Annotated in this window: 17 protein-coding genes; 11 read left to right on the top strand and 6 right to left on the bottom strand. The window is 57.1% G+C overall.

All coding sequences use genetic code 11. The features are described 5' to 3' along the window. Positions 1 to 2: 2 nt before the first annotated feature. From paaA to ACR0DY_RS18890, 7 genes are all read left to right on the top strand, one after another. Positions 3 to 980 (top strand): 1,2-phenylacetyl-CoA epoxidase subunit PaaA, encoded by a 978-nt coding sequence (gene paaA / locus ACR0DY_RS18920; protein ID WP_480476985.1) that lies wholly within the window; start codon positions 3 to 5, stop codon positions 978 to 980. Between the two features lie 23 nt (positions 981 to 1,003). After that, a complete protein-coding gene (paaB, locus tag ACR0DY_RS18915; RefSeq protein ID WP_209507558.1) occupies positions 1,004 to 1,288 on the top strand; it encodes a 1,2-phenylacetyl-CoA epoxidase subunit PaaB in 285 nt (94 codons plus the stop codon). Beyond that, entirely contained in the window at positions 1,288 to 2,046 is a 759-nt protein-coding gene (paaC, locus tag ACR0DY_RS18910; RefSeq protein ID WP_480484854.1) for a 1,2-phenylacetyl-CoA epoxidase subunit PaaC, read from the top strand. The genes paaB and paaC overlap by 1 nt, the downstream gene beginning before the upstream one ends. Before the next feature lie 6 nt (positions 2,047 to 2,052). Next, positions 2,053 to 2,511, top strand: a complete 459-nt coding sequence (gene paaD, locus ACR0DY_RS18905; protein WP_209507560.1) for a 1,2-phenylacetyl-CoA epoxidase subunit PaaD — start codon at positions 2,053 to 2,055, stop codon at positions 2,509 to 2,511. Positions 2,512 to 2,524: 13 nt separating this feature from the next. Next, positions 2,525 to 3,598: a 2Fe-2S iron-sulfur cluster-binding protein gene (locus ACR0DY_RS18900; protein ID WP_480484853.1), complete on the top strand. Its 1,074-nt coding sequence runs from the start codon at positions 2,525 to 2,527 to the stop codon at positions 3,596 to 3,598. Between the two features lie 13 nt (positions 3,599 to 3,611). Continuing rightward, positions 3,612 to 4,373 (top strand): Phenylacetic acid catabolic protein, encoded by a 762-nt coding sequence (locus ACR0DY_RS18895; RefSeq protein WP_480484852.1) that lies wholly within the window; start codon positions 3,612 to 3,614, stop codon positions 4,371 to 4,373. Positions 4,374 to 4,696: 323 nt separating this feature from the next. Then, on the top strand, positions 4,697 to 5,938 hold the full coding sequence (locus tag ACR0DY_RS18890) for an acyl-CoA dehydrogenase family protein (RefSeq protein WP_480484851.1): 1,242 nt from the start codon (positions 4,697 to 4,699) through the stop codon (positions 5,936 to 5,938). 112 nt (positions 5,939 to 6,050) lie between these two features. Here ACR0DY_RS18890 and ACR0DY_RS18885 read toward each other — a convergent pair whose 3' ends face one another. Beyond that, positions 6,051 to 7,283, bottom strand: coding sequence for a urate hydroxylase PuuD (locus tag ACR0DY_RS18885; protein ID WP_480484850.1), 1,233 nt, complete (start codon positions 7,281 to 7,283; stop codon positions 6,051 to 6,053). A 133-nt stretch (positions 7,284 to 7,416) separates the two neighbouring features. Beyond that, positions 7,417 to 7,770, bottom strand: coding sequence for a hydroxyisourate hydrolase (gene uraH, locus ACR0DY_RS18880; protein ID WP_480484849.1), 354 nt, complete (start codon positions 7,768 to 7,770; stop codon positions 7,417 to 7,419). Between the two features lie 147 nt (positions 7,771 to 7,917). Here uraH and puuE point away from each other — a divergent pair, with 147 nt between their 5' ends. From puuE to ACR0DY_RS18865, 3 genes are read left to right on the top strand one after another with little or no spacing between them, the layout of a single operon-like run. After that, entirely contained in the window at positions 7,918 to 9,330 is a 1,413-nt protein-coding gene (gene puuE / locus ACR0DY_RS18875; protein WP_480484848.1) for an allantoinase PuuE, read from the top strand. After that, a complete protein-coding gene (locus ACR0DY_RS18870; RefSeq protein ID WP_480484847.1) occupies positions 9,327 to 9,812 on the top strand; it encodes an ureidoglycolate lyase in 486 nt (161 codons plus the stop codon). Before puuE ends, ACR0DY_RS18870 begins: the two co-directional genes overlap by 4 nt. Before the next feature lie 56 nt (positions 9,813 to 9,868). Beyond that, positions 9,869 to 11,293 (top strand): uracil-xanthine permease family protein, encoded by a 1,425-nt coding sequence (locus tag ACR0DY_RS18865; RefSeq protein WP_480898934.1) that lies wholly within the window; start codon positions 9,869 to 9,871, stop codon positions 11,291 to 11,293. A 140-nt stretch (positions 11,294 to 11,433) separates the two neighbouring features. On the opposite strand, the gene bhcD is transcribed toward ACR0DY_RS18865, so the two are convergent. The 4 genes from bhcD to bhcA form a co-directional block, all read right to left on the bottom strand. Next, positions 11,434 to 12,399 carry an iminosuccinate reductase BhcD gene (gene bhcD / locus ACR0DY_RS18860; RefSeq protein ID WP_480484845.1) on the bottom strand — a complete coding sequence of 322 codons (966 nt, stop codon included), beginning with the start codon at positions 12,397 to 12,399 and terminating at the stop codon, positions 11,434 to 11,436. Between the two features lie 113 nt (positions 12,400 to 12,512). Further along, entirely contained in the window at positions 12,513 to 13,676 is a 1,164-nt protein-coding gene (gene bhcC, locus ACR0DY_RS18855; protein ID WP_480484844.1) for a 3-hydroxy-D-aspartate aldolase BhcC, read from the bottom strand. 42 nt (positions 13,677 to 13,718) lie between these two features. Continuing rightward, positions 13,719 to 14,687: a beta-hydroxyaspartate dehydratase BhcB gene (bhcB, locus tag ACR0DY_RS18850; protein ID WP_480484867.1), complete on the bottom strand. Its 969-nt coding sequence runs from the start codon at positions 14,685 to 14,687 to the stop codon at positions 13,719 to 13,721. Next, a complete protein-coding gene (bhcA, locus tag ACR0DY_RS18845; RefSeq protein ID WP_480484843.1) occupies positions 14,687 to 15,877 on the bottom strand; it encodes an L-aspartate--glyoxylate aminotransferase BhcA in 1,191 nt (396 codons plus the stop codon). Before bhcA ends, bhcB begins: the two co-directional genes overlap by 1 nt. A gap of 169 nt (positions 15,878 to 16,046) precedes the next feature. Here bhcA and bhcR point away from each other — a divergent pair, with 169 nt between their 5' ends. Next, a complete protein-coding gene (gene bhcR, locus ACR0DY_RS18840) occupies positions 16,047 to 16,895 on the top strand; it encodes an HTH-type transcriptional regulator BhcR (RefSeq protein WP_480484842.1) in 849 nt (282 codons plus the stop codon). Positions 16,896 to 17,162 lie beyond the last annotated feature (267 nt).

The raw sequence follows: 17,162 nt of genomic DNA, 5'->3' as shown, positions 1-17,162 counted from the left end.
ACATGTATGCCCAGATGGTGGAATCCGAGGCGTCAAACGATGATCCTGAAAAGCTTGCTGAATTTCAGGCGCGGATCGACGCGGATATCAAGATCGAACCCAAGGACTGGATGCCTCAGGGGTATCGCAAGACGCTGATCCGCCAGATCGGACAGCACGCGCATTCCGAGATCGTCGGGCAATTGCCCGAAGGGAACTGGATCACACGTGCGCCGACGCTGCAACGCAAGGCGATCCTTCTGGCCAAGGTGCAGGATGAAGCCGGCCATGGGCTCTACCTGTATTGTGCGGCCGAAACACTGGGTGTCAGCCGCGATGAGATCACCGAGATGCTGCTGGATGGTCGCATGAAATACTCGTCGATCTTCAACTATCCGACCCTGAACTGGGCCGATATCGGCGCGGTTGGTTGGCTGGTTGACGGGGCGGCGATCATGAATCAGGTTCCGCTGCAGCGGACATCCTACGGGCCGTACTCACGCGCCATGATCCGCATCTGCAAGGAAGAAAGCTTCCATCAGCGCCAAGGCTATGACGCGATCCGCAAAATGGCCGAAGGCACGCCCGAGCAGCGCAAGATGGCGCAGGACGCGATGAATCGCTTCTGGTACCCGTCGTTGATGATGTTTGGACCGTCCGACAAGGATTCTGTCCACTCCGCGCAGTCGATGGCTTGGAAGATCAAGATCAACACCAATGATGAGCTGCGCCAGAAATTCGTCGACCAGACCGTCCCACAGGCCGAATATCTGGGACTGACAATCCCCGACCCGAACCTGAAGTGGAACGAAGAGCGCGGGCATTACGATTTCTCAGAGCCGGATTGGTCGGAATTCTTCGATGTGATCAAGGGCAACGGCCCCTGCAACGTCGACCGACTGGCGGCGCGCAACAAGGCTTGGGATGACGGCAAATGGGTGCGTGACGGGCTGTTGGCCCACGCCCGCAAGAAACAGGCCGGCAATCTGGCTGCCGAATAAGCTTACCCTGAGGAGGAAACCCGATGAATACCGAATGGCCCCTGTGGGAAATCTTCATCCGCGGTCAACATGGGATGAGCCACCGACATGTCGGCTCGCTGCATGCCCCGGACGCGGAAATGGCGATCAAGAACGCACGCGACGTCTATACCCGCCGCAACGAAGGCGTCTCGATTTGGGTGGTAGAAGCCAACAACATCTCGGCCTCGTCGCCCAGTGACAAAGGTCCGTTGTATGAGCCCAGCGAAAGCAAAGTGTACCGACACCCGACCTTTTTCGACATCCCCGAAGAAGTGGGGGCGATGTGATGACCCGCGACGAAGCGTTTCAGCAGTTCCTGCTGCGGATGGGGGACAATACCCTGATCCTGGGCCATCGCGTCAGCGAATGGTGCGGCCACGCGCCAGTGTTGGAGGAGGATATTGCACTGGCCAACACGGCGCTGGACCTGATTGGGCAGACCCAGATGTGGCTTGGCCTTGCCGGAGAGATAGGCGGCGGCAAAACCGCCGATGATCTGGCATTTCTGCGCGACGCGTGGGATTTCCGCAATGTGTTGCTGGTCGAGGTTCCGAATGGTGATTTCGGCCGCACCCTGATGCGCCAGTTCCTGTTCGATGCCTGGCATTCGATCATGCTCGGCCGTCTTCTGACATCTTCTGATGATCGTGTCGCCGCGATTGCTGCCAAAGCCAGCAAGGAAGTCGCCTATCATCTCGAGCGTTCGGCAGAAACGGTCGTAGGTCTGGGTGATGGAACCGAAGAAAGTCACACCCGGATGCAGGCGGCGCTGGATTACCTCTGGCCCTATGTGGGCGAGATGTTTGTCAGCGATGACATCGACGCTCAGATGGCTGCGGCCGGGATCGCGCCGAACCCGGCCGATCTGCGCGAAGAATATGATGCGCTGGTCAAACGGGTTCTGGCCAAGGCGACATTGACCCTTCCGGAAAGCCGATTTGCCCATAAAGGCGGGCGGGACGGGCGCATGCATACCGAACATCTGGGCCATCTGCTGACGCAGATGCAGTGGCTGCAGCGCGCCTATCCCGGTGCAAGCTGGTAAAAGCGGATGCGGGTGTCGACTGACCAGATATGGAGCTGGCTGGATGCCGTGCCCGATCCCGAAATCCCGGTTATTTCCGTCGTGGATTTGGGCATTGTGCGCGATGTGCGCTGGGACGCTGACACTCTGGTCGTAACCGTCACGCCAACCTATTCCGGTTGCCCGGCGACATCCATCATCAGTATGGATATCGAAACCGCCCTGCGCGATCACGGCATCGGAGATCTGCGCATAGAAACCTGCATCTCACCAGCCTGGACAACTGATTGGCTGAGCGAAAAAGGTCGCGCCAAGCTGGAAGAGTTTGGCATCGCCCCGCCACAACCGGCGGGCGGGCCAGAGCGCTGCCCGCATTGCGGCAGTAAAGCGGTTGAAAAGGTCAGCCAATTCGGCTCGACCCCGTGCAAGGCCCATTGGCGCTGCACTGACTGCCTGGAACCCTTTGACTATTTCAAGTGCATCTGAGGAGGAGCACCGGATGGCACGTTTTCATGACCTGAAAGTCACCGACATCCACAAAACCATCCGCGATGCGGTTGTCGTGACGCTTGAGCCTGTCAACGGCGCGGCGGATCAGTTCGATTTCACCGCAGGCCAATACCTGACGTTTCGCCGCGACTTTGACGGAGAAGAGCTGCGCCGGTCCTACTCCATTTGTGCGGGCAAGGATGACGGGGTACTGCAAGTCGGGATCAAACGTGTCGAGGGCGGCGCATTCTCCAGTTGGGCCAATTCCGAGCTTAACGTCGGGGACGTTGTGCAGGCGATGCCACCGATGGGCAGCTTTCACACACCGATCGAAGCTGATGCGGAAAAGCAGTATATCGGTTTTGCTGGCGGCTCTGGCATCACGCCGGTTCTGTCGATCCTGAAGACAACACTGACCCGCGAACCCAAATCCCGCTTTACGCTGATCTACGCCAACAAGGGCATCAACACGATCATGTTCCGCGAGGAGCTGGAAGACCTGAAAAACCTCTATATGGGCCGCCTGAACGTAATCCATATTCTTGAGGCGGATGCGCAGGAAATAGACCTGTTCACCGGTCTGGTGACGCAGGAAAAATGCGCCGACCTTTTCAAACATTGGGTCGACATTCAGAACGTGGACACAGCTTTTATCTGCGGCCCCGAGCCGATGATGCTGGGGATAGCGGCCGCGTTGCGCGCGCATGGTCTTGACGACAGGCAGATCAAGTTTGAACTCTTTGCCAGCGCTCAGCCGGGCCGGGCCAAACGCAAGGAAGGTTCGGCAGATGCGGGCACGCAGGCGAACCAAACCAGCGCATCGATCACTCTTGATGGGTCCACTCAGACGATAACTCTGCCCAAGGACCAATCCATTCTGGACGCAGCCTTGGAAAATGCCATGGACGCCCCATACGCCTGTAAGGCCGGTGTCTGTTCAACCTGCCGCTGCCGCGTTTTGGAAGGCGAGGTCGAGATGCTCGCCAATCACGCGCTAGAGGATTACGAGGTTGAAAAAGGCTATGTGCTGAGCTGTCAGGCCTATCCGGTCACCGACCGCGTGGTCGTGGACTACGACCAGTAAAGGGAGAAGACCGATGACTGACACCATGACACTCGACAGCTATCTGGCCGCAGGCGGTGTGCTGACCAACCCAACCAATGTTCCGCCACGCTACCGCGCCGAACTCATGAAGCTGATGGCCACGTTCGTGGACAGCGAACTTGCCGGTGCTGCCGGATTCGCCGACATCATCAATCAGGGGCCGGGCATCAAGGAACGGATCGCAGCCGCCAGGATTGTTCTTGAGAAAACGGATCACGCCGATCAGGTTCTCAGGATAATGGGTGAGTTTGGGGCCGATACCGAGAGATATGCCACACATCATCCGTGGACGGCTCGCTTGAATCGTGACGCAGATATCGGCGCGACCCGCAGCGCACATGACATGCGTCTTGCCGTATTCAATTATCCGATCTCGGGCTGGACCGACGCGGTCATCATGAACATGCTGATGAGCCGTGCGGTCATGGAACAACTGGCCGAGTTTTCAATGGTTTCCTATCAACCGTTGGCTGAAGCTTTCCGCAGCATCGCCCCGGTCGAAGCCCATCATGGCGCGTTGGCGTTGGAAGGTGCTGTAAAGCTTTCCAGGAACGGAGAGACAGAGCAGATGCAGGACGCGGTTAACTATTGGTGGCCCCGTGTCGCTGTGTCCTTTGGTGGCGATGATCTGAAACGGTTTGAGCTTCTGAAATCGCTGGGCTTGCGCCACAATGGCAACAACGCACTGAAAGAGCGTTGGGTTCAGACGGCAGGTGCCGCCGTGAAACAGCTGGGCCTCAAACCACCGGTCTAGTTCAGTGTGAACACCAAAGGCGGGTTGAGAGGCAATTCCGGGCGCGGGCGATGAGAAGCTCGCCCGGCGGTGCAAATCTCCGATGCGGCCCGATCATCCCCTTAGGTATTGTTAGTCCACCCGGTTCTGAGAGCAATGACCTGACGTTTCACGCCGGCAGGTTGCGGTATTGGTATTTTCCTCTTTTCATATCGGAATGATTGCGCAAACTGAGCGTAATCAAGCGCCGGATTAAACTCACCAGAAGACAGTGCCTTGGCGGCCGTTCTGGCGCGAGCAGAGTTTGAGGACATCACCGCCACAACGCACCGGAAGGAACCGCCATGGATTTTGCCCCATCGCCGCGCGCCACGGAAATGTATGACCGCCTGAAAGCGTTTATGGAGGCGCATATCTACCCGCGCATACGCGATCACAAAGAAGAAATGGCGGCAGGCAGTTTCCCGGTTTCGTTTATGGAAGATCTCAAGGCGTTGGCCCGGGCCGAAGGGTTGTGGAACTTGTTCCTGCCCAGCCTGCGCGACGATGAACCCGGCACCCGGCTGAGCAATCTGGAATACGCGCCGCTGGCCGAACTTATGGGGCAGGTGGCCTGGTCTTCGGAAGTGTTCAATTGCAGCGCGCCCGATACCGGCAACATGGAACTGTTGCACATGTTCGCCACTCCGGAACAGCGCGAGACGTGGCTGGTGCCGCTGTTGAACGGTGAAATCCGATCCTCTTTTGCGATGACTGAACCGGATGTGGCCAGTTCGGACGCGACCAATATTACCACTTCGATACGGCGTGAGGGGGATGAATACGTCATCAATGGCCGCAAGTGGTTCATAACAAACGCCTGCCACCCAAACACCAGATTGTTTATCGTGATGGGCAAAACGGATCCCAATGCGGATCGGCACAAACAACAAAGCATGGTCATTGTCCCGAAGGACACGCCCGGTTTTGAGATTGTTCGCAACCCCACCATTCTGAACATGCACGACCCCGAAGGCCATGCCGAGCTGGTCTTCAAGGATGTGCGCGTTCCGGTCAGCAATCTTTTGGGCGAGGAAGGCAGCGGGTTCGCTCTGGCGCAGGCCCGGCTTGGTCCCGGTCGCATCCACCATTGCATGCGTTCGATCGGTGCGGCGGAAATGGCGCTTAACCTGATGGTCGAACGCGCGCAGGAACGGAAAGCGTTTGGCAAGCAGCTTGCAGAACAGGGCGTGATCCGCGAGTGGATCGCCAAATCCCGGTTAGAGATCGAACAGGCGCGGTTGCTGACCCTGAAAGCAGCCTGGAAGATTGATCAGGTGGGCGCCAAAGAAGCGTTCCGTGAAATTTCATTGATCAAGGTGGTGGCACCCAATGTGCATGCTGCTGTCACGGATCGCGCGATGCAGGTCTTTGGGGCGATGGGCATGACCCCGGATACACCGCTGGCCGACAGCTATACCTGGGCACGCGCGTTGCGATACGCGGATGGGCCGGACGAGGTGCATTTGCAGGCGATTGCCAAGCAAGAGTTGAAGAACTCGAATTTTGGCATGTCGGCCCAATGGTTGACCCCGCCATCGCGCTAGGCCGGGGGCGGCATCAGGTCTTGCGCGCCCTGCTTTGTTTGAGCGGCATAAACTGGGTATTTGTCCCGCGGCAGGGGGTAGGAAGCGAAGGACAGGACGTCCTGCGAAAATCCTACTGCCCTCTGACCTCGCGCACCCATGCGATGATGGTTTGGCGCGCTTCCACGTCCATTTGAACTGCTGAAGGCGGTGGCATGGCATGGCTGATCCCGGCCTGCAGGTAAATCTGGTCGGCGTGCCGGGCTACATCGCCCGGCGTTTCCAAATAAACCTTCTTGGGGGCCCATTTCATGGTGCCATAAACCGGCTCGCGGGCATGGCACATCGAACAATTGCCCAGCACGGTGTCATAGGCTTCTTCAAACCCAGCAGCCGACGCAAATTTTTCTTCGTAAGGTGTCAATGCCCTTGCTTCGGCGTCCTCCCATGTCTCGCCGGTTCTGACAGAAGACAGCCATGCGATCACGATCATGAGGATGACAGTAACACCCCAGGTCCAGTGCGGCCCTTTCCCGGTTGCGTGCATCGTGTTGAAGTAGTGACGGATGGTCACGCCGGTCAGAAAGATCAGGCTGGCGATGATCCATGAATACTGGGTGCCAAAGGCCAGAGGATAATGGTTCGACAGCATCAGGAACACGACAGGCAAGGTCAGGTAGTTGTTGTGCGTCGAACGCACCTTGGCGATTTTCCCATATTTGGCATCCGGCGTCCGACCGGCCTTGAGGTCTTCCACCACGATCCGCTGGTTGGGCATGATCTGGAAGAACACGTTGGCCGTCATGATGGTTGCGGTGAACGCACCCAGGTGCAAAAGCGCGGCACGACCGGTAAAAATCTGATTGTAACCCCAGGACATGGCCACCAGAATCAAGAACAACAACAGCATCAGCGCGGTGGGTTGCTCACTCAGGCGCGACTTGCACATCTGGTCGTAAAGCAGCCAGCCGATGGTCAGTGACCCGCCTGAAATCAATATCCCCTGCCACAACGCCAGATCCGCTTTGGTCGGATCAAGCAGGAACAACTCGCCCCCGACCCAATATATGATCATGAGCAAGGCCGCACCCGAAAGCCACGTCGTATAGCTCTGCCATTTGTGCCAGGTCAGGTGCTCGGGCATACGCGCGGGTGCGACAAGATATTTGACGGTGTGATAGAACCCGCCCCCGTGCACCTCCCACTCTTCGCCATAGGCCCCTTCTGGCAAGGCAGGGTTCGGCTTAAGCATCAGGTCGAGCGCGATAAAATAGAATGACGCGCCGATCCACGCCATCGCCGTGATCACATGCAGCCAGCGGACGGAAAAGGCCATCCACTCCCACAAAACAGCCAGGTCATACATGGCGTTGCTCCTACATATCCAAGTTCTTTGGCACTCTAGGCGACAGAGGTTTCATCGGGTATTGCTACGAAAGATCAAGCAGTATCAAAAATAACAATACAATGTCAGTCTACAGGATCACGCGGTGCAACGCTCAGCTGCCGCGATAGGTCGCGTAGCTGAAAGGCGAAAGTAGCAGCGGAACATGATAGTGGGCGTGTTCGGACATCCCGAACCGGATCGGGATCAAGTCCAGAAAACGCGGGCTTTCAGGCGGCACGCCAGTGGTGTCGAGGTATTCGCCCGCATGAAACATCAACTCGTATTCGCCTGTCGAGAACTCGGCCTCGGGAAGGATTTGTTCATTGGTGCGGCCGTCCTCGTTGGTGAGCAGAGTTTTCAGCAACGCGCGGTCTGTTCCGTTGATCCGGAACAACTCGATCTTCATCCCACTGGCAGGGCAGCCCCGCGCCGTATCCAGGACATGTGTTGTAAGGTAACCGGCCATTTGCACCTCTCGCTAAGCATTGCTGTTACTATTGCAATACCTTCGCGGCAGGCAAAGGCAGTCTGTCAAAAGACTGCTTACAGTATTTTTTGAAAAACATAGGTGATTGTTTGGGTTATTCGTCTTTTCAGCAAGAGGGAAATTGATGTGACGCGGTATCCACGAGACATGACCGGCTATGGCCGGCAAGTGCCAAACGCAAACTGGCCAAACGGGGCCAAAATCGCAGTTCAGATTGTCCTGAACTATGAGGAAGGCGGCGAGAACAACGTTTTGCACGGGGATGCCGCATCCGAGGCGTTTCTTTCCGAAATCACCGGTGCGGCCCCTTGGCCGGGGCAAAGGCACTGGAACATGGAATCCATTTACGAATACGGCAGCCGCACAGGGTTCTGGCGGGTGCATCGGCTTTTGCAGGACCTTCCTGTCACGGTTTATGGCGTTGCCACAGCATTAGCCCGTGCACCGGAGCAGGTTGCGGCGATGAAGGCCGCAGGCTGGGAGATTGCCAGCCATGGCCTGAAATGGGTTGAGCACAAGGACATGGACGCGGAAGAAGAACGCGCCCAGATCCGTGAAGCGATCCGGCTTCATACCGAGGTTGTCGGCAAGCCCCCGCGTGGCTGGTACACGGGTCGCTGTTCGATGAACACGGTCGATCTGGCCGCCGCCGAAGGCGAGCTGGCCTATATTGCCGACAGCTATGCCGACGACTTGCCCTATTGGGTCAAGGCCGGTGGCAAGGACCAGTTGATCGTGCCCTACACGATGGATTGCAACGATATGCGGTTTGCTATTCAGGCGGGCTATACCAATGGCGAACAGTTTGAAAGCTATCTCAAGGACAGCTTCGACATGCTTTATGCCGAAGGCCAAGCGGGCGAGCCGAAGATGCTTTCGATCGGACTGCATTGCCGCCTCATCGGCCGCCCTGGTCGCGCCATGGCCCTGAAACGCGCACTCGACCATTTCAAGAAACATGACGGAGTCTGGTTTGCCACCCGCGAACAAATCGCCGATCATTGGGCGCAAATGCATCCGCCAAGTCAACGGCTGACCCCGTCGGAAATGGACCAGCCAACCTTTGTCGCCGAATTTGGCGGCGTGTTCGAACACAGCCCGTGGATTGCCCAAGCGGCCTTTGATCTGGAGCTGGGTCCCACGCATGACAATGCCGCAGGGGTTCACAATGCTCTGGCGCGCGTATTCCGTTCTGCCACAGCCGAGCAGCGGCTTGGCGTCCTGACAGCCCACCCGGATCTGGCAGGCAAACTTGCTGCTGCGGGTCGTCTGACCAAGGAAAGCAAGGCAGAACAGGCCGGAGCGGGTCTCGACATGCTGACGGATGAAGAGCGTGCGACCTTCACGGCCTTGAACAACACTTACACGACCAAGTTCGGCTTTCCTTTTATCATTGCGGTCAAGGACAACACCAAAGCAAGCATTCTGGAGGCTTTTCACCGTCGGATAGACAGTAATCGAGACACCGAATTCGCCGAGGCCTGCCGTCAGGTCGAACGGATTGCCGAGTTGCGGCTGATCGAGAAATTCGCGCAATGACATCCACGCTGAAACTCCGGCCACTGACCGCCGAGGCCTTTGCGCCGTTCGGCGATGTCATCGAGGTGTCTGGCGCGGTGGACAAATACATCAATCAGGGAAAATGCGCGCGATACCATGATCGCGCCCAACTGGATTTCCATGAGGGGCGCGCAGGGATCAGCGTTTTCCAATCCCAGGCCTTCGACCTGCCCATCAAACTTGAAATGGTCGAGCGTCATCCCGACGGCAGCCAGGCCTTTCTACCGCTTTCAGATAAGCCCTTTGTCGTTGTCGTAGCGCCCGACAACGCGGGTGTACCGGGTGAGCCAGTTGCATTCATGACCGCGCCCGGACAGGGCGTGAATTATCATCGGAACACCTGGCACGGGGTACTGACACCGCTTCATCCCCCCGGGTTGTTCGCCGTGGTCGACCGAATAGGAAACGGGCCCAACCTTGAGGAATATTGGTTCCAGAACGCCTACACGATCACTGAATAAGGGACATTGCCGGAAGAGGGGCCGGTCCACGTAGTTTTTTTGGGAGGAAAAACGCGATGTCAGATGCAACTTTAGGGACGCCGGAGCAGCTCCGCGACCCGAACTACACCCCGCCAATTCTGAAGGCGGTCCCTTTGGGAATTCAGCACGTTCTGGCGATGTTTGTTTCCAACGTCACACCAGCCATCATCGTCTGTGGTGCGGCGGGTTTCGGGTTTGGTTCAAACAGCCCCGATTTCCCGCAGATGATCTACATGATCCAGATGTCGATGTTCTTTGCGGGCGTTGCGACACTGTTCCAGACCATTGGGCTGGGGCCTGTTGGCGCCCGCCTGCCAATCGTGCAGGGAACGTCATTTGCCTTTATTCCGATCATGATCCCGTTGGTGGTTGGTAAGGGCGTTGACGCGATTGCAGTATTGATGGGTGGTATAGTCGTTGGCGGCCTGTTTCATGCCAGCCTTGGGTTGTTCATTGGCCGTATTCGCTTTGCGCTTCCGCCCTTGGTTACCGGTCTTGTCGTGACCATGATCGGGCTTGCGCTTGTCAAGGTCGGCGTCCAGTACGCCGCAGGGGGTGTACCCGCCATCGGTACCGAAGAATACGGCTCTGGTCTGAACTGGCTCATGGCCGGAACTGTGATTGTTGTTACGCTGGGCCTGAAGTTTTTTGCCCGCGGTATGTTGTCGGTGTCGGCGGTTCTGATTGGCCTGTTGGTCGGATACGTTGTGGCATTCGCACTGGGTCAGGTGAATTTGGGCAATGTCGGGCGCGCGGCTCCGTTTGCAATGCCGAACCCATTTCACTTCGGTATCGAGTTTTCATTCGCGGCGATCATCGGGTTCTGTACGATGTCCTTTGTATCGGCTGTTGAAACGGTCGGGGATGTGTCCGGTATCACCAAGGGGGGCGCGGGACGCGAGGCAACCGACAAGGAAATTCAGGGCGCGACTTTTGCCGATGGTCTTGGAACTGCAGTATCAGGCGTCTTTGGGGCACTGCCGAACACGTCGTTCAGTCAGAACGTTGGCCTGATTGCCATGACCGGTGTCATGAGTCGCACGGTCGTAACCATAGGTGCCCTGTTCCTGATCATATGCGGGCTTATCCCCAAGATCGGCGCGGTGATCTCATCCGTTCCGATCGAGGTTCTGGGCGGTGGTGTGATCGTGATGTTCGGTATGGTGGTTGCAGCCGGTGTTTCGATGCTGTCGGACGTGACGTGGAACCGCCGCAACATGGTGATCTTTGCGATTTCACTCAGCCTTGGTTTGGGCTTGCAGTTAGAGCCCGGCGCCTTACAGCATCTGCCCGGAACTCTCAAAGTTCTGGCGACATCCGGGATCTTGCCTGCTGCGATCATTGCCATTGTCCTGAATCTGGTTCTGCCCGAAGAGCTTTCGGATGAAGCGACGGAAGAGGTGTCCGGTGGAATGGCAGGCCACGGGCTGGGCTCTATCGAACAGGACGATCACGTCTGACCGGTTCGGCCCGGACTTGTAAGTGGAAAAGCGGCGCACTAAGCGCGCCGTTTTTGATTTCAGGTGTGGCAGGCTTGGCCCATGGCTCACATAAGCAACGCATTTTTCGACGCGACGCTTAGGCGAACACGGAGGGGGCATCAGAAATCGACCTCAATCGCGATGCCTTTCTGTACGGCCAGCTCGACAACAGACGCTGCAACCGCCAGATCCTGAAGACCGACGCCAGTGCCATCGAACAACGTGATCTGATCGTCTGATGTTCGGCCCGGGTTCGTTCCGTTGATGACCGCACCCAACTGGATCAGATCACTTTCTCTGATCAGGCCCTGTGCCACGGCGTGTTGCGCCTCGCCAATCGAAATTGACTGTGCGATTTCATCTGTGAATACGGATGCTTTGGCCAACAACGCCGCCTCGACTTCCTGCTTGCCCTTGGTGTCCGTTCCCATGCACGCGATATGCGTTCCGGGGCTCACATGGTTTGCCATCAGCGATGGTGCAAAAGCCGAGGTGATCGAGATTATGACGTCCGCCTCGGTCATGCCGTCAAGTTCGACCGCTTCAAACGGAACACCGGCTTCATTGGCGACCTTTTCAATGTTGGGCAACATCTCGGGATGGTAGTTCCAGCCAAGGACCTTTTCAAAGGCGCGCGTCTCCAGCGCCGAGCGTAGCTGAAAGGTTGCCTGATGCCCGGCCCCGATCATACCGATCACCCGCGCGTCCGCACGGGCAAGGTGCTTGATGGATACAGAAGAGGCCGCCGCAGTGCGCAAGGCGGTCAACAGGTTGCCGCCAACCATCGCTGACGGTTTTCCGGTGTCAGGGTCAAAAAGAAAAACAGTGGACTGGTGATTGATCAATCCGCGTTTTTCCAGGTTGTTCGGCCAATACCCCCCAGCCTTCAGGCCCAGTGTCAGCCCGGCGCGATCAAACCCGCCTTTAAAGCCGTACAGAGCGTCCTCATGCCCGATGGCTTCGCGCACGACAGGAAAGTTATAGGCGTCCCCTGCGGCCATAGAGGCAAAGACCTGTTCGACAGCTTCAAAGGCCGCGTCGCGGGTCATGAGGTTGGCGATTTCGCGCTCGGGTACGATCAGCATGTCATTCTCCACTTGGAATTCGTGCGCCCGTGCGATTCACCGACAAAAGCGGGCGCGCACGGGCGACTGTCCGGCCATGTTTGGCCGGCGGTTTATTCTTTGAGCATTCAAGCTCAGTACGCGCGGCCGCGGGCTGACACCGGCCACACGCATTCGACCTTGCCATTCCGGACGCCCACATACCAATCGTGCACGTTTGCGGTTGGGTCACAGTGCCCCGGCACCAGCTTGAGTTTGTCATTGACCTTGAGCGCCCCGCTTGGATCCATCACGACGCCATGTTCATCCGAGCATTTGATGTATTCGACATCGTCACGCCCGAAAACAACGGGCAGACCGCTATCCACCGACTGCGCCTTCAGACCCGCATCGACGATTGCTTTGTCAGCCTTGGCATGGCTCATGACGCTGGTCAGGATGAAGAATGCGTTCTCCCACTCGCCCTGGTCGATCCGGTTGCCGTTCTCATCCAGGATGCGACCGTAATCGGCATCCATGAACGCATAAGACCCGCATTGCAGTTCATTATACACGCCCGAGTTGGATTCAAAGTAGTAAGACCCCGTACCGCCGCCCGAAACCAGCTCACACTCGATACCCTCGGCTTTAAGGCCGTCTACCGCGTCTTTGACCATCGCGATGGCGGTATCCAGTTTTTCCTTGCGTGCCTCATAGCTATCGAGGTGTTGCATGGCACCCTGATAGGCCTGAATTCCGCTGAATTTCAGGTTGTCTGCCGCCTCAACCGCCTTGGCGATTTCAATCACTTCGGGCGTCGTTGTGACCCCGCACCGCCCTGCGCCGCAATCGATTTCCACGAAGACTTCCAGCTGTGTGCCATGCCGGACTGCCGCCGCCGAAAGGTCGGCGACATTTTCCAGATCGTCGACACACACGATAATGCGGCTGCCCAGCTTTGGCAGGCGTGCGAGGCGGTCAATTTTGGCCGGGTCACGCACCTGGTTCGAAACCAGAACGTCCTTGATCCCACCACGAACGAAAACTTCGGCCTCGGAAACTTTCTGGCAGCAGACACCGACGGCACCACCGATTTTTTCTTGCAGCTTGGCCACATCAACCGACTTGTGCATTTTACCATGCACGCGGTGACGCATCCCGTGCGCCTTGGCATAATCGCCCATCTTCCTGATGTTGTGTTCAAGCGCGTCGAGATCCAAAATCAGGCTGGGTGTCTGGATATCTGCTTCGTCCATGCCGGGCTTGGCCGGAATGTCGTAACCTACTTCGAACTGGTCGAGAGTGCTCATATCTTTCATCTCCGTAATCCTATACCGGGATAGTTTTTTGTTGGGGTGTATTCAGACATTCATCCAGGGCAGCCGGTCCAGATCGACATTGCCACCTGTAACAATCAGTCCGACACGCTTGCCCCTGAAGGCGTCCGGGTTTTTGAGAACCGTGGCCAGCGGAACGGCCGAAGATGGCTCCATCACAATCCGCAGGTGCTTCCATGTCAGTTTCATCGCATCGATGATCTCTTGCTCGGAGGCTGTGTAAATCTCTGAGACGTGGTTCGATACGAAATGCCAGGTGAGATCCTTCAGCGGCACCAGCAACCCGTCAGCAATCGTCTTTGGCGCATCATCCGCGATGATATGACCGGCCTTGAAGCTGCGATAGGCGTCGTCTGCCTGTTCCGGTTCTGCCGCTATGATTGCTGTTTCTGGGGCCAGATTGGACAGGGTCAAACAGGTTCCAGATACCATGCCACCGCCGCCGATTGGCGCGACGACTGCGTCCAGACCGTCGGTCTGCTCGATAAACTCGCGCGAACAGGTGCCTTGCCCGGCGATGACCCGAGGATCGTTGTAGGGGTGAACAAAGTCACTGCCCGTAGCCGCCTGAACCTCGGCAAATGTCGCTTCGCGCGACGAGGTGGAAGGTTCGCATTCTGTAATCTTCCCTCCATAACGGCGGACCGTGTCCTTCTTTGCTTGCGGCGCTGTCCGCGGCATGACCACGTTGCAGGGAATGCCCCGTTTCATCGCCGCATAAGACAGGCACGAGGCGTGATTGCCCGAAGAATGGGTGGCGACACCTTTTTCGGCCTGTTTCTCATCCAGCCCAAAAACCGCATTGGTGGCACCTCGTACTTTGAAAGCACCCGGTTCCTGAAAGTTCTCGCATTTGAAGAACAGCTGCGCGCCTGACAGTTCGTTGAGAAAGTCCGAGGTTCGCACCGGGGTGCGGCGGATATGGGGTTTGATCCGGTCATGTGCCGCAAGCATGTCTTCATAGGTTGGGATATACATTGTGCAATCCTTCATCATGCCGCGTTCTTCTGAACGGAACCGGGATGGCCACGATAGTATTCCTGTGCGGCAGCAACTCCGGACCCCAGGTCGATGTTCAGGCCCAGGTCAACCATGCACATCTCCGCAGTGGCGATCCCGGACAGAGCCATGACATCCGTCAGGCTGCCCAGATGCCCGATCCGGAACACCTTGCCCGCGACCTCACCAAGGCCCACGCCAAAGGCAACGCCGTATTTTTCAGCTGCGTGCGTGACAATATCCGTCGCGTTGAAGCCGTTCGGCGTGCGGATTGCGCTTACGGTATCGGAATAGACCGCCGGGCTGCTGGCACAAAGCTCCAGCCCCCACGCCCCCACAGCGGCACGGACCCCTTCGGCAATCCGGTGGTGTCGGGCGAAAACGTTCTCCAGACCTTCACTCAACAGCATCGAGCAGGCTTGATTGAGGCCATTCATCAACCCGACAGCGGGTGTATAGGGGTAAGCATTGTTGGCGTATCCCTTGGTCATGTCCCGGACGTCAAAAAATGTGCGGGGCAGGGTGCCGGTTTTGGTTGCTTCCATCGCTTTCTGGCTGAAACCGACGATGGCAAGGCCAGCGGGCAACATGAAACCCTTCTGCGACCCGGTAACGGCAACATCCACGCCCCATTCATCAAACCGGAAATCCATCGACGCGATTGATGAAACGCCATCAACAAACAGCAGGGCGGGGTGTTGCGCGGCGGTCAGCGCCCTGCGCACAGCAGCGATATCCGACTTCACGCCAGTTGCCGTCTCATTATGCGTGGCTAGAACCGCCTTGATCTCATGGTTTTTGTCGGCGGTAAGGATTTCTTCGTACCGGTCAGCCGGCAGCCCATCGCCCCACGGGGTTTCGACGATGTCGACATTCAGCCCATGGCGCTGGCACATATCGATCCAGCGATGGCTGAACATGCCGTTGCGGGCCGCCAGGACCTTGTCACCAGCGGACAGCGTATTGGTCAGGGCGGTTTCCCAACCCCCGGTTCCGGTCGACGGGAAAATGAAGACTTCGGCACTGTCGCTTTTCAGAATCTCCCGCACGCCCGCACGCGCAGGATGCAGGATTTGCCCGAACAATGGCGAACGATGGTCGATCGTGGGCATATCGCAGGCTTTGCGCAGGCTTTCCGGGATGTTCGTCGGGCCCGGGATGAAAACGGGGTTTTGAAAGCTCATGGATGGTCTCCTTCCGTCCTTGCCAGCACAATAAGTATCAGCGATCCAATTGGAAATTTTTTTGAAAACGTATTTCAAAATTTATCTACCGAGATTTAACTTATAGTTGTCAGTGAGTTATATTTTTCATATCCTGAAATAGTCTTTCATAAATGATCAGAGGGTTTTTATGGAATCGCAAGACAATGACCCGAAGCTCCGTCGCAAAGCCCGGGGAAGGCCGCGGGGGTGGGATGACAAAACCGCGCAGAATACGATCAAATCACTGGATCGGGCGATGGAGGTTTTCGAGTATCTGAGCCAGGCCCAAGGCAAAGCGCTTACTGAACTTTCAGATGAAATGCGCCAGGCACCGGCCACTGTTTATCGTATCCTCGTGACGTTGCAGGGCAGGGGCCTGGTCGAGTTCGACTATGAAGAACAGGTTTGGCACATTGGCCCGCAGGCGTTTGTGATCGGCTCGCGGTTTCTGCGCCGTACCAGTCTGGTGGAACGGGCAAGGCCGATCATGCGCAAGCTGATGGAAACCACGAGCGAGACCGCCAATTTGGGAATTGAGAAAGAAGGTCTGGTGCTGTTCCTGAGCCAGGTTGAAACACATGAAAGCATCCGGGCGTTTTTTCCCCCCGGCACATTGTCACCCATGCACGCGTCGGGCATCGGAAAAGCGTTGTTGGCCCATATGGACGAAGACAGATTGAACCGAAGGTTGGCCGCCGCGAATTTACAGGCTTTTACGGATCAGTCGATTACCAGCCCCGAGGCGTTGAAGAAAGATCTTGCAGCCATCAGATTGCGGGGTTTTTCCGTGGACAACGAAGAAAAGACTACAGGTATGCGATGCATTGCAGCACCCGTTTTCGATATGAACAGAGAGGCGGTCGCAGGGCTTTCCGTGTCCGGGCCAACCAGCCGCGTGGGAGCAACCGAAATCGAACGGCTGAGCCGCCCGGTGATGGAAGCCGCGCGCCAGTTGACGCTGGCTATTGGTGGGACAGTGGTGTCTCCGCAACCCTAAGGTTTTGCCGCCAAATTGCGGCGAATGCTGACCCCAGATCCGTCTGCCGCGCCACAACACCAACGCGCGGAAATGTGCCTCGCAAACAAAAACTGAAACGCGATTCAGATGTACCCATCTCCGGTCACCCGATTTTCAGCACCCCCTTATTATTCTGCGACTTTTTGTTTTTGTTTGTGTTTATTGAACTGTTGGTCGAAGAGGTTTTTGAAGGGTCCGTTTTTCTGCATGAGTTGGTCGAGGTTTCCCTGTTCGGCGATAGTGCCG

Source organism: Ruegeria sp. O6 (assembly GCF_056535045.1).
This window is presented reverse-complemented; position numbering and strand designations above follow the sequence as displayed.